The 24,131-nt window shown below is 68.9% G+C and carries 23 protein-coding genes; 14 read left to right on the forward strand and 9 right to left on the reverse strand.

The window, feature by feature from the left end:
• Positions 1 to 116: 116 nt before the first annotated feature.
• From glyS to LHP98_RS11315, 3 genes are read right to left on the reverse strand one after another with little or no spacing between them, the layout of a single operon-like run.
• Complete coding sequence (gene glyS, locus LHP98_RS11305) at positions 117 to 2,381, reverse strand: glycine--tRNA ligase subunit beta (RefSeq protein ID WP_227252644.1); 2,265 nt, start codon at positions 2,379 to 2,381, stop codon at positions 117 to 119.
• A gap of 4 nt (positions 2,382 to 2,385) precedes the next feature.
• Positions 2,386 to 2,862, reverse strand: a complete 477-nt coding sequence (locus LHP98_RS11310) for a DUF6446 family protein (RefSeq protein ID WP_227252645.1) — start codon at positions 2,860 to 2,862, stop codon at positions 2,386 to 2,388.
• Entirely contained in the window at positions 2,859 to 3,812 is a 954-nt protein-coding gene (locus tag LHP98_RS11315) for a glycine--tRNA ligase subunit alpha (RefSeq protein ID WP_227252646.1), read from the reverse strand. Before LHP98_RS11315 ends, LHP98_RS11310 begins: the two co-directional genes overlap by 4 nt.
• A gap of 165 nt (positions 3,813 to 3,977) precedes the next feature.
• Between LHP98_RS11315 and LHP98_RS11320 the strand changes: the two genes are divergently transcribed.
• Positions 3,978 to 5,738, forward strand: a complete 1,761-nt coding sequence (locus LHP98_RS11320) for a serine protease (RefSeq protein WP_227252647.1) — start codon at positions 3,978 to 3,980, stop codon at positions 5,736 to 5,738.
• Between the two features lie 58 nt (positions 5,739 to 5,796).
• Here the strand turns inward: LHP98_RS11320 and cobT are convergent, their stop codons facing one another.
• Positions 5,797 to 6,804, reverse strand: a complete 1,008-nt coding sequence (cobT, locus tag LHP98_RS11325) for a nicotinate-nucleotide--dimethylbenzimidazole phosphoribosyltransferase (protein ID WP_227252648.1) — start codon at positions 6,802 to 6,804, stop codon at positions 5,797 to 5,799.
• Positions 6,805 to 6,886: 82 nt separating this feature from the next.
• On the opposite strand from cobT, the gene cobS reads away from it, so the two are divergent.
• From cobS to LHP98_RS11350, 5 genes are all read left to right on the forward strand, one after another.
• Entirely contained in the window at positions 6,887 to 7,630 is a 744-nt protein-coding gene (gene cobS / locus LHP98_RS11330; protein WP_227252649.1) for an adenosylcobinamide-GDP ribazoletransferase, read from the forward strand.
• A 131-nt stretch (positions 7,631 to 7,761) separates the two neighbouring features.
• The gene (ribB, locus tag LHP98_RS11335; protein ID WP_227252650.1) at positions 7,762 to 8,859 is read left to right on the forward strand and encodes a 3,4-dihydroxy-2-butanone-4-phosphate synthase; all 1,098 of its coding nucleotides are present in this window, start codon (positions 7,762 to 7,764) and stop codon (positions 8,857 to 8,859) included.
• Positions 8,860 to 8,862: 3 nt separating this feature from the next.
• Entirely contained in the window at positions 8,863 to 9,363 is a 501-nt protein-coding gene (locus LHP98_RS11340; protein WP_227252651.1) for a 6,7-dimethyl-8-ribityllumazine synthase, read from the forward strand.
• The gene (gene nusB, locus LHP98_RS11345) at positions 9,360 to 9,824 is read left to right on the forward strand and encodes a transcription antitermination factor NusB (RefSeq protein WP_227252652.1); all 465 of its coding nucleotides are present in this window, start codon (positions 9,360 to 9,362) and stop codon (positions 9,822 to 9,824) included. Before LHP98_RS11340 ends, nusB begins: the two co-directional genes overlap by 4 nt.
• A gap of 43 nt (positions 9,825 to 9,867) precedes the next feature.
• Positions 9,868 to 10,299 carry an META domain-containing protein gene (locus tag LHP98_RS11350; RefSeq protein ID WP_227252653.1) on the forward strand — a complete coding sequence of 144 codons (432 nt, stop codon included), beginning with the start codon at positions 9,868 to 9,870 and terminating at the stop codon, positions 10,297 to 10,299.
• Positions 10,300 to 10,372: 73 nt separating this feature from the next.
• On the opposite strand, the gene LHP98_RS11355 is transcribed toward LHP98_RS11350, so the two are convergent.
• Positions 10,373 to 11,311, reverse strand: coding sequence for an alpha/beta hydrolase (locus LHP98_RS11355; RefSeq protein ID WP_227252654.1), 939 nt, complete (start codon positions 11,309 to 11,311; stop codon positions 10,373 to 10,375).
• Complete coding sequence (locus tag LHP98_RS11360; protein ID WP_227252655.1) at positions 11,308 to 11,595, reverse strand: SCP2 sterol-binding domain-containing protein; 288 nt, start codon at positions 11,593 to 11,595, stop codon at positions 11,308 to 11,310. Before LHP98_RS11360 ends, LHP98_RS11355 begins: the two co-directional genes overlap by 4 nt.
• A 70-nt stretch (positions 11,596 to 11,665) precedes the next feature.
• On the opposite strand from LHP98_RS11360, the gene LHP98_RS11365 reads away from it, so the two are divergent.
• The 5 genes from LHP98_RS11365 to LHP98_RS11385 all read left to right on the forward strand — a co-directional run bounded on the left by LHP98_RS11365 (position 11,666) and on the right by LHP98_RS11385 (position 16,780).
• Complete coding sequence (locus tag LHP98_RS11365; RefSeq protein ID WP_227252656.1) at positions 11,666 to 12,229, forward strand: tetratricopeptide repeat protein; 564 nt, start codon at positions 11,666 to 11,668, stop codon at positions 12,227 to 12,229.
• Positions 12,230 to 12,232: 3 nt separating this feature from the next.
• Positions 12,233 to 15,214, forward strand: a complete 2,982-nt coding sequence (locus LHP98_RS11370) for a helicase-related protein (RefSeq protein WP_227252657.1) — start codon at positions 12,233 to 12,235, stop codon at positions 15,212 to 15,214.
• A 3-nt stretch (positions 15,215 to 15,217) separates the two neighbouring features.
• Complete coding sequence (locus tag LHP98_RS11375) at positions 15,218 to 15,547, forward strand: RNA-binding S4 domain-containing protein (RefSeq protein ID WP_227252658.1); 330 nt, start codon at positions 15,218 to 15,220, stop codon at positions 15,545 to 15,547.
• Between the two features lie 56 nt (positions 15,548 to 15,603).
• Positions 15,604 to 15,942 carry a ferredoxin FdxA gene (fdxA, locus tag LHP98_RS11380; RefSeq protein WP_227252659.1) on the forward strand — a complete coding sequence of 113 codons (339 nt, stop codon included), beginning with the start codon at positions 15,604 to 15,606 and terminating at the stop codon, positions 15,940 to 15,942.
• Positions 15,943 to 16,270: 328 nt separating this feature from the next.
• The gene (locus tag LHP98_RS11385; RefSeq protein ID WP_227252660.1) at positions 16,271 to 16,780 is read left to right on the forward strand and encodes a CarD family transcriptional regulator; all 510 of its coding nucleotides are present in this window, start codon (positions 16,271 to 16,273) and stop codon (positions 16,778 to 16,780) included.
• Between the two features lie 90 nt (positions 16,781 to 16,870).
• On the opposite strand, the gene LHP98_RS11390 is transcribed toward LHP98_RS11385, so the two are convergent.
• Positions 16,871 to 17,422 carry a hypothetical protein gene (locus LHP98_RS11390; protein WP_227252661.1) on the reverse strand — a complete coding sequence of 184 codons (552 nt, stop codon included), beginning with the start codon at positions 17,420 to 17,422 and terminating at the stop codon, positions 16,871 to 16,873.
• On the reverse strand, positions 17,413 to 18,021 hold the full coding sequence (locus tag LHP98_RS11395) for a riboflavin synthase (protein WP_227252662.1): 609 nt from the start codon (positions 18,019 to 18,021) through the stop codon (positions 17,413 to 17,415). Before LHP98_RS11395 ends, LHP98_RS11390 begins: the two co-directional genes overlap by 10 nt.
• A gap of 140 nt (positions 18,022 to 18,161) precedes the next feature.
• Here LHP98_RS11395 and LHP98_RS11400 point away from each other — a divergent pair, with 140 nt between their 5' ends.
• From LHP98_RS11400 to LHP98_RS11410, 3 genes are all read left to right on the forward strand, one after another.
• Positions 18,162 to 19,451: a capsule biosynthesis protein gene (locus LHP98_RS11400; RefSeq protein WP_227252663.1), complete on the forward strand. Its 1,290-nt coding sequence runs from the start codon at positions 18,162 to 18,164 to the stop codon at positions 19,449 to 19,451.
• 90 nt (positions 19,452 to 19,541) lie between these two features.
• Positions 19,542 to 20,693 (forward strand): polysaccharide biosynthesis/export family protein, encoded by a 1,152-nt coding sequence (locus tag LHP98_RS11405; RefSeq protein WP_413687706.1) that lies wholly within the window; start codon positions 19,542 to 19,544, stop codon positions 20,691 to 20,693.
• Positions 20,694 to 20,706: 13 nt separating this feature from the next.
• Positions 20,707 to 22,764, forward strand: a complete 2,058-nt coding sequence (locus tag LHP98_RS11410) for a capsular polysaccharide biosynthesis protein (protein ID WP_413687707.1) — start codon at positions 20,707 to 20,709, stop codon at positions 22,762 to 22,764.
• On the opposite strand, the gene LHP98_RS11415 is transcribed toward LHP98_RS11410, so the two are convergent.
• Positions 22,720 to 24,084, reverse strand: coding sequence for an MATE family efflux transporter (locus LHP98_RS11415; protein ID WP_227252664.1), 1,365 nt, complete (start codon positions 24,082 to 24,084; stop codon positions 22,720 to 22,722). The two genes, LHP98_RS11410 and LHP98_RS11415, sit on opposite strands and share 45 nt — an antisense overlap.
• Positions 24,085 to 24,131 lie beyond the last annotated feature (47 nt).

A 24,131-nucleotide genomic window follows, 5' to 3' on the forward strand; every position in this document is an offset into this window, starting at 1 on the left:
GCAACCTTTCGCACTGCAGCATACGCCGATTGCCCTGTCAGGCAAGCGTTACAAAAGCGCAGCGCCTGCCGCAGGTGCCGCGCCGCCGGGTGAGCGGCAAGAAAAGCGCGGGCGGATCAGCCTTCCAGCCGGGTCAGGTCGGCCACGCCGGAACAGACGGCGCGGATGCGGTGCAGCAGGTTCAGCCGGTTGCGCCGGATCACAGGGTTGTCGGTATTGATCTGCACCGCTTCGAAGAAGGCGTCGATCGGCGCGCGCAGGGCGGCCATCGCGGCCATGGCGGCGGGGAAATCCTCTGCGGCCATGGCCGGGCCGATCTTCGCCTCGGCCGCGTCGAGGGCCTTGAACAGCGCGGCCTCTTCGGGGCCTTCGGCGAACTTCGGGTCGGGGCCGAAGGAATATTCCACCCCGTCCTTGGCTTCGGCCTGGGTCAGGATGTTGTTCGCCCGCTTGAACCCCTGGATCAGATTCGCCCCGTCCTCGGTCTTGAGGGTTTCGGCCAGGGCGGTGGCCCGCTTGACCAGCAGGGTCAGGTCATCGTTGCCGGGCATGGAGAGGCAGGCGTCGATGACATCGTGCCGGATGCCCTGGTCTTTCAGGAACACCTTGAGGCGGTCGTGGAAGAAGGCGAGAAGGTCGGTCTTCTTGGTGTTGGCCTCCATCAGCTGTTCAAGTGAGAGCATGCCAGCTATGGCTCGCGCGCGCTGAATGCGCGTCTCCATTTCTCCAGGTGCCATTACGGTCACTCCACCGAGGTCGGCACGCAGGAGGCGCCGATACAACTCAAGTGTCTCCTTCATATCCGAGATACGGGCGTCAAGTTTAGGAAGGTGCTTGCGGTTCTCTGCGATGAAGAAACTCTCAATCGCATTAGTGACCATGAGAAGGAGCGGAATGCGAAGCCCGTTTTCAAGTATGATGCGAATAATGCCAAGAGCTGCGCGTCGCAGCGCAAACGGATCCTTGCTCCCGGTCGGCTTCTCGTCGATTCTCCAGAATCCAGCCAGTAGATCAATCTTTTCGGCCAGAGCGACTACAACTGAAATTTCATCCGAGGGTACTGCGTCGTCGGGACCCTTCGGCGACCAATGGTCTCTTGCTGCGTACGCAACGCTCCTGTCGAACCCAGCAGCTTGAAGGTAATATGCGCCCATTGTGCCTTGGAGTTCTGGAAACTCTCCAACCATTGCCGATTGCAGGTCCACTTTAGCTAGAATGGCAGCGGCTTCGGCGAGCGTAGCATTTGTGCCAAGCATGCCCGAGATTTCGCTCGCCCTTGCGGAAATGCGCTCGATTCGCTCCACTTGACTGCCAAGCCTGTTGTGGAAAGTCACTGACGCGAGTCCGTCCAACCACTCCGCCATCCCGGCCTTGGCCACCCGCAGGTCATTTTCCCAGAAGAACCGCGCGTCGGACAGGCGGGCGGCCAGCACCTTCTGGTTGCCTTTCAGGATGGTCTCGCCGGCGTCCGGGGTCTCGATGTTGGCGACGGTGACGAAGCCCTCGATGCGGGCGGTCTTGGGGTTGCGGACCGAAAAGAACTTCTGGTGTTCCTTCATGCTGGTCTGCAGCACCTCGGGCGGCAGGTGCAGGAAGCCCTCGGCGATGCGGCCCATCAGGGGGACGGGCCATTCGACCAGACCGGCGATCTCGGTCAGCAGGGCGGGGTCGGGGACGACCTCCATCCCCGCCGCAAAGGCAAGGTTCTGGGCGCCGGACCAGATCGCGGCTTCGCGTTCGGCGGGGTCGAGCATGACCTTGGCGCGGCGCAGCTTGGCGGCGTAGTCGTCTAAGCCGGTGACGGTGAAGCGGCCGATGCCCATGAAGCGGTGGCCCTCGGTGGTGTCACCGGAATGGATGCCCTCGACGGTCAGCGGCACCACCTCATGCCCGGCCTCGGTGGTCAGCAGACACAGGATGGACTGCAGCGGGCGGACCCAGCGCAGGGTGCCGTTGCCCCAGCGCATCGACTTGGGCCAGGGGAAAGCGCGGATCGCGGCGTCCAGCACCTCGGCCACAATCTCGGGCGCCTTGCGGCCGGGCTTTTCGATGACGGCGAAGAACACCTCGCCCTTCTTGTCGGCGCGGCGTTCCAGTTGCTCCAGCACCAGGCCGGTCGAGCGCAGGAAGCCCTCGATGGCGGCCGGGGGGGCGCTGGTGTTGGGGCCCTTGCGTTCCTCGCGCACGGGGCGGCTTTCGGCGGTCAGCCCTTCCACCGCCAGCACCAGGCGGCGGGGCGTCGAGAAGGCGCCGGCGGAGGCGTAGGTGAGGCCCGCCTCGACCAGCCCGTCGGTGACCAGCTTCTTCAGCGCCTCGCGGGCCATGCCCTGCATGCGGGCCGGGATTTCCTCGGAGAACAGTTCGATCAGGAGGTCCGGCATGGGGTCAGTCCTTCAGGGAGTCGTTCAGCTGGTGCCAGGCATAGGCGTGCCCGTCGGGAAAGACCGCGACCACCCGGTCGATGCCGGGGTGGATGTCGGGCTGCGACAGAAAGGCCAGCGCCTCGCCGCGTTCCAGCGCGGCACCGATGGCGGCGGCATCGAAGCAGTCGAACCAGCCGGGGGCGACGGTGGGGGTGGGCTTGTCGTAGAGCCGGTAGGTCTCGGACAGCATGGCCTGCGACAGGGGCGTGGTGAAACAGGCACGGAACTTCAGCGGGCTGGACTGGCCGTCGATGCCGGTGACGTTGTCGGCCAGGATGGCTTCGGGCGCGTCGCCGGCGACCGGGGTCAGCAGGATTTCGGCGCCGGGGGTGAAGGCGACGGGGCTGTAGAAGGCATAGACCTGCAGATACCAGATCGCCACACCGGCCAGAACTGCACCCATCACCAGCCCCCCTGCCGCAACCTTGCCCGAGTTCACGCGCCCAACCTTGCGGAATCGGCCTCGGCATCGCGCCCGGCTTCGGTCAGGCGGAAGGCATCGGCGCATTTCTTCGCCAGGGCGCGAACGCGGCCGATGTAGGCTTGCCGTTCGGTGACCGAGATCACTCCGCGGGCGTCCAGGAGGTTGAACAGGTGGCTGGCCTTGATGCACTGGTCATAGGCAGGGTGGGCCATGATGATGCGCTTGCCCGATTTGGGGTCGTCGGGGGCGAAGGCCAGCAGCCGGTCGCATTCCTGTTCGGCATTGGCGAAGTGATCGAACAGCATCTGCGTGTCGGCGCCGTCGAAGTTGTGGCGGCTGTATTCCTCTTCGGTCTGGCGGAAGATGTCGCCGTAGGTCAGCGGGATGGCGGCGTCGGGGGCGTTGAACGGCATGTCCATGACGTGGTCGATGCCCATGACATACATCGCCAGCCGTTCCAGCCCGTAGGTCAGCTCGCCCGAGACGGGGCGACAGTCGTGCCCGCCGACCTGCTGGAAATAGGTGAACTGGCTGACCTCCATGCCGTCGCACCAGACCTCCCAGCCCAGGCCCCAGGCGCCCAGGGTGGGGCTTTCCCAGTCGTCCTCGACGAAGCGGATGTCGTGCAGGCCGAGGTCGATGCCGATGGCGGCGAGGGAACCGAGGTAGAGGTCCTGCAGGTTCGGCGGGCTGGGCTTGATGATGACCTGGTACTGGTAATAGTGCTGCAGCCGGTTGGGGTTCTCGCCATAGCGGCCGTCGGTGGGGCGGCGCGAGGGCTGCACGTAGGCCGCGGCCCAGGGCTTCGTGCCCAGGGACCGCAGGGTGGTGGCCGGGTGGAAGGTGCCGGCGCCGACCTCCATGTCGTAGGGTTGCAGCACGGCGCAGCCCTGCGCGGCCCAATAGGCCTGCAGCCGCAGGATGATTTCCTGAAAGCTTTTCGGCGTGTCGGTTCCCGCGGCCATGGCGCACCCTATCGTCAGACGCTGACCCTCTAGTCGCTGGGCCTTGCGCGGTCAATTCCCCGACAGCCGGGGCGGCGCCCCTTGCCCTTGCGCGGGCCATGGCTAATGTGCCGCTTCGTGACCCTGCCGGGCCTGCGTTGCCCGATGGCAAAGGATTGTGCCTTGATGAGCTTGCGCCTGCGTCCCGTCCTTGCCGTGCTGGCGTTGGTCTTCCTGGCCCTGACGGCCGCCGTTCCGGCCCGTGCGCAAGACAAGGTCTGGATCCAGATTGAGGCGCTGCCGAACCAGGCCAAGGCGACCGAGCGGGCCGAGGCCTATGCCGGCGCCTTCCCCGAGACCGAGGGCTACAAGCTGCGGTCGGGCTGGTTCGGCATCGTCCTCGGCCCCTATGGTGTGGCCGAGGGGGCGGCGCAGTTGAACGGGCTGAAGCGCGAGAATCTGATCCCCGCCGACAGCTACATCACCGACGGCGCCGAATTCCGCGAGAGATTCTGGCCGGTGGCCGGGGCCGCCCCTTCGCCCGCGCCCGAGCCGGCGGCACAGCCCGAGGCGGTCGCGCCGGCCGTGCCTGCGGCGCCCGCCGTGGTGGAAGAGCCGGAAGAGACGGTGCGCGAGGCCCGCGCCTCGGAAGCCGCCCTGACCGAAGACGACCGCAAGCTGTTGCAGACCGCGCTGCAATGGTTCGGCTTCTATGCCGGCGGTATCGACGGGGCCATCGGGCCGGGCAGCCGCAAGTCGATGGCGGCCTGGCAGGAAAGCCTGGGGCTTGAGCCGACCGGCGTGCTGACCACCCGCCAGCGCGCGACACTGGTGGCGAACTACCAGGCCGAGGTGGCCGAGTTCGGCTTTGCCCCGGTGACCGAAGCGGAGGCCGGGATCGAGGTCACCCTGCCGCTGGCCCTGGTCGAGTTCGACCACTACGAGCCGCCCTTCGTGCATTTCCGCGAGAAGAGCGGCTCGGGGCTGAGCATCGTGCTGATCTCGCAACCGGGCGACCTGGGCGCCTTCTACGGGCTTTACGACATTCTCCAGACCCTGGACGCCATGCCGCTGACGGGCGAGCGCAGCCGGACCGAAAAGGAGTTCCGCCTGCGCGGCACCTCGGCAACCCGGGACAGCCATGCCGCGGCGCGCTTCGAGCGCGGCTTCATAAAGGGCTGGATGCTGCTGTCCACCCCCGCCTCCGCCGACCGCGACGCCCGCATCCTGACGGTGTTGGAGCAAAGCTTCCGCGGCGTCGGCGACATCGCGCTGGACCCGGGGCTGGTGCCACTGGACCAGGCGGCGCGACGCGGCCTGCTGGCGGGCCTCGATGTGCGCAAGCCGAAGTTCAGCCGCTCGGGGTTCTACATCGGGCCAGAAGGGGCGGTGCTGACCACGGTTTCGGCGGTGGAAGGCTGCGGACGGATAACCATCGAGCGCGACCAGGAAGCGGTGGTGACCCTGACCGATGCCACCAGCGGCCTGGCCGTGCTGACGCCGTCGCGGCCGCTGTCCCCGCGGGCGGTGGCGGCCTTCCAACTGGCGCCCGACCGGGTGGGAACCGAGGTCGCAGTGGCCGGCTATTCCTATGAGGACCGGTTGCCGGCACCGGTGCTGACCTACGGCACGCTGGAAGACGTGACCGGACTGGACGGCGAGCCGGGGGTGAAGCGGCTGGCGCTGTCGGCCCTGCCGGGCGATGCCGGCGGGCCGGTGCTGGACCCGACCGGCGCGGTGCTGGGGATGCTGCTGCCCGCGCCAGAAGGCGGCGACCGCGTGCTGCCCGAAGGGGTGTCCTTTGCCGCCGCCTCGGCCCGCATCGCCGGAGTGCTGTCGGCCGGCGGCATCGCGCTGACCCAGGCCTCCGGCGGCGGCGCCCTGCCGCCCGAGGACCTGTCGAAGCGCGCCACCGACATGACGGTGCTGGTGTCCTGCTGGGACTGACCGGGAAACCGGAATTCGAAGTCGAATTCCGTGCACGATTTCCGGCTTCGGAAATCGGTTACCCCGTGCTGACACCGGCCTCGGCAAAGCTCGCCATGCCGCCGTGACAGGCGACCGCCCCCCGGATCACCCCCAGTGCCAGCGCAGCACCCGAGCCTTCGCCCAGCCGCAGCCCCAGTGACAGCAAGGGCGGCTTGTCCAGCGCCGCCAGTAGCCGCGCATGGCCGCCTTCGGCGCTTTGATGCCCCGCCACGCAATGGTCCAGCGCGCCCGCCCGCGCCCGGTGCAGCACCGCCGCCGCCGCGCAGGAGATGAAGCCGTCCAGCACCACCGGCACCCGATGCGCACGGGCGGCCAGATAGGCCCCCGTCATCGCCGCGATCTCGCGCCCGCCCAGGCGCCGCAGCACCTCGAACGGGTCGTCCAGATGGCCCGCGTGCCGCTCCAGCCCGGCCGCGACCGTGGCGTCCTTGCGTGACAGCCCGGCGTCATCGACCCCGGTCCCGCGGCCGGCCCATCCGGTGCCGCCGAACAGCGCCGCCGCCATCGCCGCCGCCGCGGTGGTGTTGGCGATGCCCATCTCGCCGGCGATGAAGAGGTCGGACTTCGGATCGACCGCCTGCCAGCCGGTCGCAAGCGCCTCGACCAGTTCGGCCTCGGTCATTGCCGCCGTTTCGGTGAAATCCGCCGTGGGCCGGTCCAGCGCCAGCGCATGCACCGCCATTTCGGCGCCGAAGGCCTGCGAAAGCTGGTTGATCGCCGCCCCGCCGGCGCGGAAATTCGCCACCATCTGCGCCGTCACCTGCGGAGGAAAGGCGGAAACTCCGCGCGTCGCGATGCCATGGTTGCCGGCGAAGACCGCGACCTGCAGCCGATCGGCCCGCGGCACCGCGCGGCCCTGCCAGCCGGCCAGCCAGACCACCAGCGATTCGAGCCGCCCCAGCGCCCCCGGCGGCTTGGTCAGCACCGCATCGCGCGCCTGCGCCGCCGCCGCTGCCGCGGCATCCGGGGCAGGCAGGCGGTCAAGCAGGCTGCGGAACTCGGCCAGGCTGGCGGGGGTGGACATCGGCGTCTCCGTGATTGATCCCGTGGGCCGAAGGGGCTACCCCATGCCCGGCCGAAGGGCCAGCCAGGAAAGGACCCGCCGCATGACACGCGACACCCGGTCGCCGCTGGTGGACCAGGCGTTGTCGGCGCTGGCGCTGCTGACCCGCCTGCCGCTGCCCGACCACCGCCCGCAAGGCGCCGCCGCCGCCTGGGCCTGGCCGCTGGCCGGGCTGGTGATCGGCCTGCTCGCTGCGGCGGCGCTGTGGCTGTGCCAGGCGCTTGGCCTGGCTGCCGGCGCCTCGGCCACTGCCGCGCTGGCGGTGCAGGCCCTGCTGACCGGCGCGCTGCACGAAGACGGGCTGGCCGACACCGCCGACGGGCTGATCGGCGGGCGCGACCGCGACCGGCGGCTGGCCATCATGAAGGACAGCCGGATCGGCAGCTTCGGGGCGCTGGCGCTGGTGCTGGTCACGCTGGCGCAATGGTCGGCGCTGACCGCGCTTGTCGCGACGGGCCAGGCCGCAGCCGCGCTGATCGCCGCCGCCGCGCTGTCGCGCGCGCCCATGGCCGTGCTGATGGCCGCCCTGCCCGCCGCCCGGCCCGACGGCCTTTCGGCCAGCTCCGGCCGACCCTCGGCCACCACCGCCGCCACCGCCGTGGCGCTTGGCCTGGTCTTCGCCCTTGCACTGGCTGGATTTGCCGCGCTCAAGGCGGCACTGCTGGCCGCCGTTCTTTGCACCCTGCTTGCCCGAGCCGCGCAGCGCCGCATCGGCGGCCAGACCGGAGACATCCTGGGCGCCGCCCAGCAGTTGTCCTTCGCCGCCGCCCTGGCAGCCTTTGCCTGAGCCGTCCCGCAGACGATTTCCGCGCGGAAATCGTGACCGGAATTCGCGCGAATTCCGATCTCTCCCGGCGCCCTCTGGCGTTTCGCGCCCCCCCGCGCTATTTGCGGCTTCGATCTCTTCGGACGAGGCCCATGTCTGACACCCGCACCGACTTTTCCGATGCCATCTCCTCGGTCGAGGAGATCATCGAAGACGCCCGCAACGGCCGCATGTTCATCCTGGTCGACCATGAGGACCGCGAGAACGAGGGCGACCTCGTGATCCCGGCGCAGATGTGCACGCCGACGGCGATCAACTTCATGGCCACCCATGGCCGCGGCCTGATCTGCCTGGCGCTCACCGCCGACCGGGTCGACCAATTGGGCCTGAAGCTGATGGACCGCAAGAATTCCTCGCGCCATTCCTCGGCCTTCACGCTCTCGATCGAGGCGGTCGAGGGCATCGCCACCGGCATCTCGGCCGCCGACCGGGCGCTGACCGTGGCCGTCGCCACCGACCCCACCAAGGGTGCCGCCGACATCGCCAGCCCCGGCCACATCTTCCCGCTGCGCGCCCGCGACGGCGGCGTGCTGGTCCGCGCCGGCCATACCGAGGCCGCGGTGGACGTGGCCCGGCTGGCCGGCCTGAACCCCTCGGGCGTCATCTGCGAGGTGATGAACGACGACGGCACCATGGCCCGCCTGCCCGACCTGATCGCCTTCGCGCAGAAGCACGGGCTGAAGATCGGCACGATCTCGGACCTGATCGCCTACCGCCGCCGCCACGACAACCTGATCAAGGAAACCGCCGTCCGCTCCGTCACCTCGGTGCATGGCGGCGACTGGCTGATGCGCGTCTTCACCGATGAGACGCAGGGCGCCGACCATGTGGTGCTGACCCGGGGCGATCTGACCACCCCCGACCCGGTGCTGGTTCGCGTCCACGCGCTGAACCCGCTGGAAGACGTCCTCGGCATCGGCGCCTCCTCGGGCACGCTGGCCGCCGCCATGCGGCTGATCGCGGCCGAGGGGCGCGGCGTGGTGGTGCTGCTGCGCGACACCACGATGAAGATGGTCGCAGCGGGTGAACACTCGCCCCAGACCCTGCGCCAGTATGGCCTGGGGGCCGAGATCCTGTCGGCGCTGGGGCTGAAGCAGATCACCCTGGTGACGAATTCCCAGGCGCCCCGTCTGGTGGCGCTGGAAGGCTATGGCCTGTCGATCTCGGGCACCCGCCCGATCACGGAGTAAGCCATGGCCACCGCCGAAAACCACCACATCCTGCCGCTTCCTTCCTTCGACCGGCCGGTGAAGCTGCTGGTCGTCGTCGCCCCCTACTACCGCGACATCGCCGACAACCTGATTGCCGGCGCCCGCGCGACGGCGCAGCAGGCCGGGGCCGCGGTGGACCTGATCGAGGTGCCGGGCGCGCTGGAAATCCCCTCGGCCATCGCTCTGGCCGAGCGGCTGGCCGAGTATGACGGCTACGTCGCCCTGGGCTGCGTGATCCGGGGCGAGACCACGCATTACGACACCGTCTGCAACGACAGCAGCCGCGGGATCACCCTTCTGGGCCTGCAGGGGGCCTGCATCGGCAACGGCATCCTGACGGTGGAAAACCGCGCCCAGGCCGAGGTGCGGGCCGACCCCACGGGTCAGGACAAGGGCGGCGGCGCGGCGGCGGCAGCGCTGCACCTGATCGCCCTGTCGCGCAAGTGGGCCACCGCGAAGAAGGGCATCGGGTTCCGCCCATGACCAAGGTCAGCGACAAACGCCTGAAGAAATCTGCCGCCCGGCTGTATGCCGTGCAGGCGCTGTTCCAGATGGAGGCCTCGGGCCAGACGGTCGCCTCGATCTGCACCGAGTTCGAGACCCACCGCTTCGGCGCGACCTATGACGAGGGCGAATTCGCAGAAGGCGACGTCGACCACTTCCGCAGGCTGGTGGAAGCGGCGGTGAACTGGCAGGCGGCGATCGACCAGCTGACCGACCGGGCGCTGGTGGCGAAATGGCCGATCGACCGCATCGACCCCGTGCTGCGGGCGCTGTTCCGCGCGGCGGGGGCCGAGATCACCCGGATGGACACGCCGCCCAAGGTGGCGATCACCGAATATGTCGATGTCGCCAAGGCCTTCTTTCCAGAGGGCAAGGAGGCGAAGTTCGTCAACGCCGTTCTGGACCACATGGCGCACGAGGCCAAGCCTTCCGCCTTCTGACACGTCAGACCGGGGACTGACCAAAACCGGAGGAGACCCCGACATGACCCGCATCCTGCCCCTGGTCGTTGCCCTGGCGCTGACGACAGCCCCGGCCCTGGCCAACGGCGACCCGCAGATCGCCGGCACCGAATGGATCCTTCTTGCCATCGACGGAACAAGCGTCACGTCGCCCGCGACACTGACACTTGGCGACGACGGCCAGGTCAGTGGCCAGGCGCCCTGCAACCGCTATTTCGGCACCAATACCGCGACGCTGCCGGCGCTGGCGCTGGAAGCCATCGGCGCGACCAGGATGGCCTGCCCCGAGCTGGACGCCGAGGCCGACTACCTGACGGCGCTGCAAGGGGTGACCGCGGCCGAGGTGCAGGAGGGCCACCTGATCCTGACCGGGGCTGATGGCCGGAAGATCGAGTTCTACCGGGCCGACACCGAGGACGCCCCGCTCTGCCTGTCCTGCCCGAAGGCGGAGTGATCTGCCGCCGGGGCACGATTTCCGAAGTCGGAAATCGTGGCCGGAATTCGACTTCGAATTCCGGCGCCCGGCCTCAGCCGCGCTGCGCGTCGAACAATGCGCAAGCCCGGTCGAAGAACCGCTTGCGCGCGGCCGGGGTTTCCATCAGCACCTCGTGCTCGGCCCCGGGATACAGGTCCAGCGCGCCCTTGGCCCAACTGGCCATCCGCAGATGGACCGGCGCGGTGTCCACCACCTTTTCCTGAGTCCCCAGCGCCGCGATCGCCGGAACATCCGGCGCCGGCATCCGCATCAGCGCCGCGCATTCGTTCAGGGCGGCGCGCAACCAGCCCAGACTGGGGCCGCCCAAGGACATCTCCGGGTGCGCCAGCACCTGCGCGCGCATGTAGTCCCACATCTCCGGATCGGTGGTCAGCACGTTGCCCTGGAACGGCGCTTCGGCGACGTAGGTCTTTGCCCCCGTCCCCGGCGCATAGCGGTGCGCCTGCCCGAAGGGCCCGGCCAGGGACGACACCACCTGCGCCAGCGGGCGCATCCAGACGGCGATGGAAATCCCCCACATCGGCGCCGAGAAGGCCGCCGCGCGGAAGCCAAGGCCCCGGTGAAGCGCCCGCAGGCCGATGCAGCCCCCCATCGAATGCGCAAGCATCACCCGCGGCCCCGGCAACCCTTCGGCTGCAACCCAGGCCAGCACCGCGTCGAGGTCGCACTGGTATTCGTCGAAATGCCCGACATGCCCGACCATCGGATCGGCCAGCGCCCGGTCGGCCAGCCCCTGGCCGCGCCAGTCCACCGTCACCGTGTTCCAACCCCGCGCCAGCAGGTCCGCCGCTGCCCGGCCGTACTTCTCGACATACTCGGTCCGCCCCGGCAACAGCAGCACCGTGCCCTTGCCCCCCCCAGCCCAGACCGCCACCCTGATCCGCACGCCATCCCGGGTGCGCAGCCAGACCGCCCGCCCCCCGGGCGGCCCGTCGGCCAGGTCGGCGTAGAAGGGGGCGACCTCGGTCACGACAGGACCGCGCCCAGCTTGATCGCCAGGTTCATCGGGCCGTCGATCTTCAGCTTGCCCGACATGAAGGCCGTCGTCGGGTTCACATCGCCCTCAAGGATGCCCCGGAACGTGTCGGCGCTGGCGGTCAGGGTCACCTCGGCCTCGTCATCCCCCGCCCGCACGCCGCGCCGATCCATCATGATCGCCCCCTCGCCCTCGATGACGAACTTCGCCACCCCTTCAAAGCCGCCGCCCAGCTTTTCCGCCAACGCCCGTACGGCGGAATCAATCAGCTTGCTCATTGCATCCTATCTCCCTTTCGTGACCCCGGCGCCTCTGGATTTCCGCCAAGGATCGGCTACGCTTTATCTTATGAAAGCCGCACCCCGGTTTCTCAATCGTGTCGTAGCGGCACTCCTGTCGCTGCTGCTGGTCCTTTCGCCCGCCTGGGCCGAGGATCAGTCGAAACTGGACGACCTGTTCCGCCGCCTGCAGACCGCCGACGCCGAAGAAGCGGGCCGAATCGAATCGGAAATCTGGATCGAATGGTCGAAGTCCGGCTCGCCCACGCTTGACCTTCTGCTGCAGCGGGGCAGCGATGCCATGGCAAATGGCGAACCGCAGGTCGCCATCGAGCATTTCACCGCCATCATCGACCACGACCCCCAGTTCACCGAGGCCTGGAACGCCCGCGCCACGGCCTATTACTCGGCCGGCGAGATCGGCCCTTCGATGGCCGACATCGCCCATGTGCTGAACGCCAACCCGCGGCATTTCGGCGCCCTGACCGGCCTGGGCATGATCCTGGAAGAGACCGGCGACGAGACCCGCGCCCTCAAGGCCTACCGGGCGGCCAAGGCTATACATCCCCACCTCGAGGCCGTAAACGAAGCCATCGACCGGCTGGAAAAGAAGCTCGAGGGTCAGGACCTTTAACGCATGGACGCGACCCGTCGGGTAACGGCGGTCCTTGGGCCGACGAACACCGGCAAGACCCATCACGCCATCGAGCGGATGCTGATGCACCGCACCGGCGTGATCGGCCTGCCGCTGCGCCTGCTTGCGCGCGAGGTCTATGACCGCGTCGTCGCCCGCGTCGGCCCCTCGGTCGTGGCGCTGGTGACCGGCGAGGAACGCATCGTCCCCGAGCGCACGCAATACTGGGTCGCCACCACCGAGGCGATGCCCCTGGACATCGGCGCCGATTTCGTCTGCGTCGACGAGATCCAGCTTTGCGCCGACCCCGAGCGCGGCCATGTCTTCACCGACCGCCTGTTGCGGGCGCGCGGCCTGGTGGAAACCCTGTTCCTGGGGTCCGACAGCATGCGCGGCGCCATCGCCGGCCTTGTGCAGCAGCACACCTACGTCAAGCGCGACCGCTTCTCGACCCTCACCTATTCCGGGTCGAAGAAGATTTCCCGCATGCCGCCGCGATCAGCCATCGTCGGCTTTTCCGTGGAAAACGTCTATGCCATCGCCGAGTTGATCCGCCGGCAAAAGGGCGGCTGCGCGGTGGTGATGGGGGCACTTTCCCCGCGCACCCGCAACGCGCAGGTGGCGCTGTATCAGAACGGCGATGTCGATTACCTGGTGGCCACCGATGCCATCGGCATGGGCCTGAACCTTGACATCAAGCACGTCGCCTTTTCGTCCACGTCGAAATTCGACGGCCGCCGGATGCGCCCGCTGACCCCGCAGGAGATCGGCCAGATCGCCGGCCGCGCCGGGCGGCACACCGAAGACGGCACCTTTGGCGTGACCGGCGAGGCGCGGCCTTTCGACGAAGACCTGGTCGAAGCCATCGAGTCGCACCGCTTCGCCCCGGTCAAGAAACTGATGTGGCGCAACGCCGACCTTGACTTCGGCACCTCGGAACGCCTGCTCCGCAGTCTTGAGGCGCCCACCTCGAACGAATGGCTTTCCCGCGCCCGCGATGCCGACGACGTGCTGGCGCTCAAGGCCCTCACCGCCATGCCCGAGGTGATGGACAAGCTGACCGGCCCGAAACGGGTGCAACTGCTCTGGGATGTCTGCCGCATCCCCGATTTCCGCAACGGCAGCGACAGCGACCACGCCGCGCTGCTGGCCCGCCTGTTCGACTATCTCTGCGGCCGGGGCCTGGGCGGCGGGCGCATCCCGTCGGACTGGCTGAAAAAGGCCATCGACCACATCGACCAGACCGGTGGCGACATCGACACCCTGTCGCGCCGGCTGGCCCATATCCGGACCTGGACCTACGTCACCCAAAGAAAAGGCTGGGTTGACGACGAGACGCATTGGCGCGAAGAGACGCGCGCGGTAGAAGACCGGCTGTCGGACGCCCTCCACGCGGCGCTGACTCAACGCTTTGTCGACCGGCGCACCAGCGTGTTGCTGCGGCGGTTGAAACAGAAGGAGGACCTCGTGGCCGAGGTGAACGACAAGGGCGAAGTCACCGTCGAGGGGCAGTTCGTCGGGAAACTGGAAGGATTCCGCTTCCAGCAGGATGCCACGGGGTCGGCCGATGAGGCCAGGACGCTGCGCCAGGCTGCCATCGCCGCGCTGCGCCCCGAGTTCAGCCTGCGCGCAGACCGGTTCTACAACGCGCCCGATACCGAGATGGATTTCACCGAACAGGGTGGCCTGATGTGGGGCAACTCGGCGGTGGGCAAGCTGGTCAAGGGCGCCGATCCGCTGAAACCCGGCGTCGAGGCCTTCGTCGATGACGAGGCCGGGCCGGAGGTGGCCGAAAAGGTGCGCCGCCGGTTGCAGCACTTCATCGACCGCAAGGTTGCGGCCCTGTATGAGCCGCTTCTGGCCATGGGCCGGGACGAGGCGCTGTCGGGCCTGGCCCGCGGCTTTGCCTTCCGCATGACCGAGGCGCTGGGCGTGCTGCCGCGCGACAGCGTGGCGGCCGAGGTCAAGGAACTGGACCAGGACACCCGCGGCGTCCTGCGCAAGCACGGCATCCGGTTCGGCCAGTACACCGTCTTCCTGCCGGCGCTGCTGAAACCCGCGGCCACCCGGCTGCGGCTGGTGCTGTGGTCGCTGTGGAACGGGTTGTCGGAATTTCCCGAAAGCCCACCGCCCGGCCTGGTGACCATCCCCAACATCGCCGAGGTGCCCAAGCAGCACTATACGCTGTCGGGCTACCACCCGGCCGGCACCCGCGCGATCCGCATCGACATGCTGGAGCGCCTGGCCGACATCCTGCGCACCAGGGATTCGAAGGCCGGCTTCGAGGCCACACCGGACATGCTGTCGATCACCGGCATGACGCTGGACCAGTTCGCCGACCTGATGACGGGTCTGGGCTACAAGGCCGACAAGGCCGAGCGTCCCAAGGCCAAGCCCGCCGTATCCGTCGAGGCCCCGGCGCCGGACGTGGAGGCCGCCATCGAGGCCGCCGCCGCCGCCGGCCAGCCGATCCCGGAAGAGGTGTCGCTGCTGGCCCCCGTGCCGGAAGCGGCGCCGGAAGAACCCGCCCCCGCCGCGCTTGCCGAAGGCGAAGCCGCCGAGACCGCTGCGCCCGAGATGGAGGCCTATTACACCTTCGCCTGGGCGCCGAAGCCCCGCTTCCAGCGCCCCGAACGCGCGCCCCGGCCGGAAGGCGCGCCGCGCCGCGACCGCCCGCAGGGCGAGCGTCGTGACCGGCCGCAGGGTGACAAACCCCAGGGCGACAAGCCCCAGGGTGACCGTCCGCAGGGCGAGCGTCCGCAAGGCGAGCGTCCCCAGGGTGAGCGTCCTCAGGGCGAAAAGCGCGACCGCAAGGAGTACCACGGCAAGCCCAAGGGCAAGCGCGACGACCGCCGCGATGCCGAAAAAGGCGACCGTGGCGACCGCGGGGCCAAGTCCTTCGAGGCCCGCCCGCCGCGCAAGGAACGCCCCATCGACCCCGACAACCCCTTCGCCGCGCTCCTGGCGCTCAAGGGCAAGGTCTGAGGCTTGGCCGGGCCGGGCGGCGCCTCGCCTCGCCCGGCTGACCGGCTGCGGCTGGACAAATGGCTGTGGCAGGCGCGGTTCTTCAAGACCCGCAGCCTAGCCGCCGCCGCCGTCGAAACCGGCCATATCCGGGTGAACGGAACCCCGGTCAGCCGGCCCGGCCGCGACATCGCCCCCGGCGACACGCTGACCCTGCCGCAAGGCAACCGGGTCCGGCTGATCCGCATCCTGGCGCTGGGTGCCCGCCGCGGCCCCGCCCCCGAGGCGCAGGCGCTGTATCGCGACCTTGACGCCCCCGCGGCGGCACCCCCGGACGCGCCTATTGATGCTTGAATGATCCGCCGACCTGCACTAGCTAGCAGCCAAATGTTTCGCTTCGGGGCCTGCCCATGACCTACGTCGTCATCGACAACTGCATCGCCTGCAAATACACCGACTGCGTCGAGGTCTGCCCGGTCGACTGTTTCTACGAAGGCGAGAACATGCTCGTCATCCACCCCGACGAATGCATCGACTGCGGCGTCTGCGAACCGGAATGCCCGGCCGACGCGATCCGCCCGGACACCGAGCCGAACCTCGAGGAATGGGTCGCCTTCAACCGCAAGTATGCCCAGACCTGGCCGGTCCTGACCACCAAGAAGGACCCGCTGCCCGGCTATGACAAACGCGACGGCGAAACCGGCAAGCGCCAGAAGTATTTCTCGGAAAAGCCCGGCAAGGGCGGCTGAGACGGCCAAGACTGCGGCCGGACCGGCGCCGGGTCACCGCCGCCGGTCACGAAGGGACGGGAGTCCGTCACAGTCTTGGACCGATCCGCGAAGCTTTTGCGCAGTCTGTGGGCAAGAGTGGAATCATTCCGTTGCGCGGCAGTTGGAATCGGCGCGATTCTGTGTTATAGAACGTTTACAAACAATCATTGGACGCCTGTCTATCTGCCCCAAGGTCTAGCAGCTTGGGACAGTCATCCTTGTGACGTGATTGCCCTTCGGCCGAATCCTGCGGGTTTCGGGCCCGGGCCGGTGTCGCAAGCGGGGGCCCGGCTGAGGAAGGCACTGAATGACCAAGTCGAAAAAGCCCGAGTTCCGTCCGAACGAATTCGTCGTCTATCCGGCCCATGGCGTGGGCAAGATCATGTCCATCGAGGATCAGGAGATCGCGGGGTTCAAGCTGGAACTTTTCGTCATCCACTTCGAAAAGGACAAGATGACGCTGCGCGTCCCCACCCACAAGGCGGTGGACGTCGGCATGCGTGCGCTGTCGGCGCCCGATGTGGTGTCGAAGGCGCTGGAAACGCTGAAAGGCAAGGCCAAGGTCAAGCGCGCCATGTGGTCGCGCCGGGCGCAGGAATATGAGCAGAAGATCAACTCGGGCGACCTGATGGCGATTGCCGAAGTGGTCCGCGACCTGCACCGCAGCGACGACCAGCGCGAGCAAAGCTATTCCGAGCGCCAGCTCTACGAAGCCGCGCTGGAGCGCCTGACCCGCGAAGTCGCGGCCGTCTCGGGCGTCGACGAGGCTGGCGCCGCCAAGAAGGTGGACGAAGTCCTGCTGACCCGCGCCGCCTGATCCGGCCCTGAACTTCCTGCAACGGCGGTCCGCGGGCCGCCGTTTCGCATTCCGGAACCGGCCCCGAATTTTCGTCGAAAATTCGCTCCTCTACCGGCCGAAATACCGCTCTGCCGGCAGATAGCCCGCCAGCTTGCCAGCCGCGCACCACTCGGCCTCCAGCGCATGCGCGCCGACCAGGACGACCGCGTCACCCGGCAGCTTGCCCAGCGCCGCCCGCAGCGCCGCCCGCATCTCGCCCCAGCGCGCCAGCGCAAAGGGCGCGGGGTGGCAGTCCTCCAGGCTCGGATTCGCCAGTGCCAGCGCCTGCGCTGTCAGCGGCGCCACGGCCAGCCCCTTGCGGCCCGCCTGCACCAAGGCCAGCTTGGCCGCCACTTCCGCTGGCGCTGCTGGCCGCAAGGCATTCACCCGCAAGGAATTCGAGGAAAACAGAAAGGCCACCACGTCATGCCCGCTGGCCGCCCGGACCGAGGCATAGGTGCGGTAGTCGAGGCCCAGCTCGGCCGCGCGCTTCACCCGCCCCCGCAGCACCTCGATCGGCAGCACCGGCAGCAGCGCCTCGCGCGCGGCGCGCCAGCAATGCCGGCGCCACGACACCCCGCCCTCCATCGAGGGCCCGCCATTGTGCCCGATCAGCCCCATTCCTGCAGCCGCGCCACGTAGCGCGCCATGGTGTCCACCTCGAGGTTCACCGCATCGCCAACGGCAATCGCAGCCAGGGTCGTCACCGCCCGCGTGTGCGGGATCAGGTTCACCCCGAACTCGGCCCCCTTCACCTCGTTCACCGTCAGCGAGACGCCGTTCAGCGCCACGCTGCCCTTTTCGGCAATGAACTTTGCCAGCGCCTGCGGCGCGCGAAGGGTCACCCGCAGGCTTTCCCCCTCGGGCCGCATCCCCACCACTTCGGCCACCCCGTCCACATGCCCCGAAACGATGTGCCCGCCCAACTCGTCGCCCACCCGCAGCGCGCGTTCCAGGTTCACCCGCTGGCCGACCGCCCAATGCCCGAGGTTCGTCTTCGACAGCGTCTCGGCACTGATCTGCACCTCGAACCAGCCCTGCGGCGAAGCCGCTCCGTCCACGCCCCTGGCCACCACCGTCAGGCAGACCCCGTCGCAGGCGATCGAGGCGCCGATGTCGATGCGGCCTGCGTCATAGCCGGTGCCGACCCGCGCCTTCAGATCGCCGCTGCGTTCCAGCGCCAGCACCTCGCCCAGGTCTGTCACAATTCCGGTGAACATCGCTCGCTCCCGCCTTGCCGTCGCTTCCGACCTAGCCGCGGCCCGCCCGCAGCGCAACCCCGAGCGGCCCGTCCACCGCTTGCCCCCTTTCCAAGCGCCGAAAAAACCGGCTTAACAAGGTCTGGACACAAGGACACACGATGCGGCTTTCCGGTCAGGGCAAGAGCTTCCTTCTGCTGCAAGGTCCGCATGGGCCGTTCTTCCACCGCCTTGGCCGGCAGTTGCGCGCGACCGGGGCGCAGGTCTGGCGCGTCGGCTTCAACCGCGGCGACCGCGCCTTCTGGCCCGACAGCGCCAGCTACATTCCCTTCCGCGGCCGCCCGGAGGACTGGCCAAGGACATTTGCCGCCCTGATCGCCGACAAGGCCATCACCGACCTGGTCATCTATGGCGATACCCGCCCGATCCACGCTCAGGCAGTGCAGATCGCCCAGGCCCGCGGCCTGACCGTGCATGTCTTCGAAGAGGGCTACCTGCGGCCCTACTGGGTGACCTACGAACGCGACGGCGCCAACGGCCATTCCAGGCTGATGGACCTCAGCGTCCCGACCCTGCGCGCCGCCCTTGCCCGCACCGACACCGACCAGCCCGACGCGCCCGCCACCTGGGGCGACATGCGCCAGCACATCTTCTGGGGCGCGCTTTACCACTGGTTCGTGCTGACCGGCTTCTGGGACTATCGCGGCTACCGGCCGCACCGCACCCTTTCGGTCGGGCAAGAGTTCCTGCTGTACCTGCGCCGCCTGCTGATGCTGCCGCTGCACGCGCTGGAGCGCCGGTGGGCCACCCGGCGCATCCGCAACGGCGGCTTTCCCTTTCACCTGGTCATCCTGCAACTTGACCATGACGCCAGCTTCCGCGACCATTCTCCCTTTGCCGCGATGGAAGACTTTCTCGCCCTCGTCACCGAAGGCTTCGCCCGTGGCGCGCCGCCTCATCACCACCTGGTCTTCAAGGCCCACCCGCTGGAAGACGGGCGCATTGCGCTGAAGCGCGCCATCCAGCGCCAGGCCCGCGCGCATGGCCTGTCCGGTCGGGTGCATTTCGTCCGTGGCGGCAAGCTGGCGGCGCTGCTGGATCATGCCCGCAGCGCGGTGACGGTGAATTCCACTGCCGGCCAGCAGGTGCTGTGGCGCGGCCTGCCGCTGCGCGCCTTTGGTCGCGCGGTCTATTCGAAGCCGGAATTCGTCTCGACCCAGCCGGTCGAGCAGTTCTTCGCCGATCCCGTCCGCCCCGATACCCGCGCCTATCGCGACTTCCGTCGCTTTCTTCTGGAGACCAGCCAGATCGCCGGCGGCTTCTACAGTTCGCGTGGAAGAAGAGCTTTGCTACGACAGGTTGTGGATCTGATGCTTGTTCCGCAAGATCCCTACCAGGCGCTGATCCTGGGCGAAGCGGCACCTCGGCAACAGTTGCGCGTGGTGACCTGACAGCGACCGCACGCGGCGCTTTCATTTTCCTCCGCCTTTCCCTATCCTTGCCGGCAAAACTTGAGGCAAATCCGAAAAGGAGCCCGAGCAGTGATCCGGACCTATCCGAAAGGCGCGCGCGCCCTTGCCTTGCTTGCGGCCGTGGCCCTGGTGGCCAGTTGCGGTCTGCCGCGTCCCGGCCCGACCAAGCGCGAAATCTACGCCGGCTCGGTGCTGAAGGAAGGCGACGCCTTCATCGTCACCGTCAACCCTCGGGTGACGCGGGCCACCGCCGTGCTGCCGTCGTTCGGCTTTTCGGACGCCTTCGAGAACGCCGGCCTTGTCGGCTCGGACACGCTGTCGCCAGGCGACACGTTGGGCATCACCATCTTCGAGAACGTCAAGGACGACCCGCTTCTGGGCAACAGCGGCCAGCGCGTGTCGCAACTGCAAGAGGTGCAGGTCGACGGGCAGGGCTATATCTTCATCCCCTATGCCGGCCGCATCAAGGCCGCCGGGCAAACCCCGGAAGGCCTGCGCCTGGCGATCACCCGCAAGCTGGACGCCCAGACCCCAGACCCGCAGGTCAGCGTCAGCCGGCTGGCCGGCGACGGCTCGTCGGTGTCCATCGCCGGCTCGGTCGCAGCCCCCGGCGTCTATCCGATCGAACGCCCCACCCGCACGCTGGCGACGATGCTGGCCAAGGCCGGCGGGGTTTCCGTCGATCCGGCCACCGCGCTGGTCCGCGTCACCCGCGCCGGACGCACCGGCAAGGTCTGGCTCAAGGACCTCTGGGAAAGCCCGGCGCTGGACATCGCGCTGCGCCCCGGCGACCAGATCGTGATCGAGGAAGACCAGCGCAAGTTCACCGCGCTGGGCGCCACCGGCTCGCAGCAACTGGTGCCGTTCGAAAGCGAAACGCTCTCGGCCATCGAGGCCATCGCCACCGTGGGCGGCCTGCAGACCAGCGCCGCCGACCCGACCGGCGTCTTCGTCTTCCGCAACGAGCCGGCCGAGATCGCCAACGTCGTGCTCAGCCGCAACGACCTGGTTGGCGATCAGCGCATGGTCTATGTGCTGGACCTGACCCAGCCCACCGGCATGTTCGAAGCGCGCGACTTCCTGGTTCGCGACGGCGACACGCTTTACGTCACCGAAGCGCCCTATGTGCAATGGAACAAGACGCTTTCGGCCCTGACCGGCGCCGCCGGCGCCTCTGCGAACCTCGCCAACACTGCCGACGCCTTCAGCGGCTCGAACTAGGGCCGTCCGGCCGGTGGCGATCGAACGCGATCCCAGACCGTCTGCCGCCGTGGCCGCGCCGCGGCGGCTGGCGCATCTGAACCTGTCTTTCCTGACCGACCGCCGCCTCAGGCACATGCTGGCGCTGATCGGCCACCGGCTTTCGCTGGGCCTGCCGCGGCCGGGCGATGGCGTGGCGGTCTGGGGCGCCAGCCCGGTGGCCTGGCGCGGGCAGGCCCTGGCCGCCCGCAGCGGCGCCCCGCTGGTGCGGCTGGAAGACGCCTTCCTGCGGTCCATCCGCCCCGGCCGGCTGGGCGACGCGCCCCTTGGCCTGATCGTCGATCCGCTTGGCGTGCACTTCGACCCCGCCGCACCGTCGCTGGTCGAGCATTTCCTGACCCATGACCCCTTGGACAATTCGCACCTTCTGGCCCGTTCGCGGGTGGGAATTGACCGTCTCAAGACCCTGAACTTGTCGAAATACAATATTCATGACCCCGACCTGCCGCCACCGCCGCCAGGCTATGTTCTGGTGATCGACCAGGTCGCCGGCGATGCCTCGGTGCGGGCCAGCGCGGCCACGCAGGCCACCTTCGACGAGATGCTGGCCGTCGCGCAAGAGGACCACCCCCGCGCGCCGATCCTGATCAAGACCCACCCCGAGACCGCCCGCGGTCTGCGCCCCGGCCACTATGGCCCGCGGCACGCGCAGGGCCGCGTGCAACTGGTCACCGCCCCGCACAGCCCCTGGGCGCTGCTCGACGGCGCCATCGCGGTCTACACCGTCTCGTCGCAGCTGGGGTTCGAGGCGATCCTGGCCGGCCACCGCCCGCAGGTCTGGGGCCATCCGTTCTATGCCGGCTGGGGCCTGACCGCCGACCGCACACCGCCGCCCCGCCGCGGCCGCAAACTGACACCGGCGCAGCTTTTCGCCGCCGCGATGATTCTGGCCCCCAGCTGGATCGACCCCTGCCGCGACCGCCTGTGCAGTTTTGAAGAGGCCGTGGACCAGTTGGAAGCCGAGGTCTGCGCCTTCCGCCAGGACCGCCGCGGCCACGTCGCCGCCGGAGTGCGGGCCTGGAAGCGCAGCCATTTGCGGGCCTTCTTCGGCACCGTCAAACCCTTGATCTTCAAGTCAGACCCCACTGAGGCCGCCGCCCTTGCCGCCGCCAGGGGCCGCAGCCTTCTGCTTTGGGCGGGCAAGGAACCCCCCGGCTTCCCCGCCCCTGCCCTGCGCATCGAGGACGGCTTTCTCCGCTCGCGCGGGCTGGGCGCCGACCTGATCCCGCCGCTCTCACTGGTGACCGACGACCTTGGCATCTACTACGACCCCAGCCGCCCCTCACGCCTGGAATCCCTGCTGCTGACGCCGCCGCCGCCAGGCGGCCGGGCGCGCGCCGAGGCCCTGCTGGACCGCCTGATCGCCGCCGCCCTGACCAAATACAACCTTGGCGGCGTCCCCCCCGCCCTGCCCGAAGGCCGCCGCATCCTGGTTCCCGGCCAGGTCGAGGATGACGCCTCGATCCGCCTCGGCTGCGTCGACATCGCCACCAACCTGGCCCTCCTGCAGGCCGCCCGCGCCGCCAACCCCGACGCGGTGATCCTTTACAAGCCGCACCCCGACGTGGAAGCGGGCTTGCGCCCCGGCGCCCTGCCGCAGGCCGAAACGCTGGCCGACGCGGTGCTCATCCGCGCCGACATGGCCACCCTCTTGCCGCAGATCGACGAGGTCTGGACCCTGACCTCGCTGACCGGCTTCGAGGCGCTGATCCGTGGCAAGCAAGTCACCACCCTGGGCGTGCCGTTCTACGCCGGCTGGGGCCTGACGCGCGACCTTGGCGCCGTCCCGCAGCGCCGCCTGCGGCGACCCGACGGCAGCCTGCAGCCGCGCCCCGACCTGATTCGCCTGGTCCATGCCGCGCTGATCGGCTACCCGCGCTACCACGACCCGGTCTCGGGCCGCCCCTGCCCGCCCGAGGTCATCCTCGACCGGCTGGCCGGCGGCGCGATTCCCGGCCCCGGCCCCGGCAACCGCCTGCTGGCGCGGCTACAGGGACGGCTCAGGCGCCACGCCCGGCTTTGGCGCGAGTAGCCAGAACCGCAGCATCAGGCTGCCGCCGGCCGCGACCAACCCCAGCGTCAGCCCGAACCACAGCCCGACCCCGCCATATCCCAGCGGAAACGCCAGCACATAGCTGGCCGGGATGCCGATGCCCCAATAGCTGACCGCCGCCAGTGCCATCGGCACGCGGGTATCCTGCACCCCGCGCAAAAGGCCCAGCGCCATGACCTGCATCGCATCGGCCAGCTGGAATAGCGCCGCCACCGCCAGCAACACCACGCCAAAGGCCAGGATGCCGCTGCTTCCCGGCTTGGCCTGGTCCACGAACAGCCCGATGATCGCCTCGGGCCAGATCACAAAGGCCGCCGTCACCGCCAGCGCCACCACCAGCGACAGGGCCAGCGCCACCCCCGCCGCGTCTCGCAAGGCCCGCGCATCGCGCGCGCCGGCGAACCCCGCCACCCGGATCGTCGCCGCACTGGACAGCCCGACGTGAACCATGAAGGCCACCGCCGCCGCTTCCAGCGCGATGCCATGCGCGGCCAGTTCCACCGTGCCGACCCAGCCCATCATGATCGCGCTGGCCTCGAACATGCCGCCTTCGGCGATGCCGGTCAGCCCGATCGGCCAGCCCAGCCGGAACACGCCGCGCAGCGCCGGCCCGTCCATCCGCCAGAACCGCCGGAACAGCCGATAGGGTCGAAGCGCCGGCAGCCAGGTGGCATAGGCGGCCAGAATGACCATCGCGGCGATCTGCACCAGCACCGTGGCGATGGCTGCCCCGCGCACCCCCAGTTCGGGCGCGCCCCAGTTGCCGAAGATCAGCGCCCAGTTCAGAGCGACGTTCAACCCCAGCGCCACCAGCGTCACCCACAAGACCGCCTGGGTGCGCCCCAGCGCCGCCAGCCAGCTTTGCAGGACGGCGATCCACAGCGCCGGGACCATCCCCAGGCCGGCGATGCGCAGATAGGCCTCGGCCAGTGCGGCCACCTCTTCGGTCTGGTGCAGCGTGCGCAGGATCGGCCCGGAATACCAGAACACCGGATAGATCAGCGCCCCGAAGCCCGCCGACAGCCACAGCCCCATGCGGGCGTCGCGCCGGACCTGCGCCTCGTCGCCGGTCGCGCGGGCCTGCGCCACCAGCGGCAGCACCGCCTTGGCGAAGCCAGAGCCAAAGACATAGAGGATGAAGAACGACGACGACCCCAGCACCAGCGCGGCCAGCGGCGCCACGCCATACCAGCCCATCATCACCGTGTCGGCCACATGCAGGGCCATCTGCGCAAGGCTTGACCCGACAAGCGGCAGGCCCAGCACCAGCGTCGCGCTGGCGTGGGCGGACAGGGGCATCCGAGGTGTCATTTTCCGCCCCTACGCCGGCTTCGCGCGAAGGGCAA

The sequence above is a fragment of the Rhodobacter sp. Har01 genome, assembly GCF_020564565.1.
Lineage (GTDB): Bacteria > Pseudomonadota > Alphaproteobacteria > Rhodobacterales > Rhodobacteraceae > Pseudogemmobacter.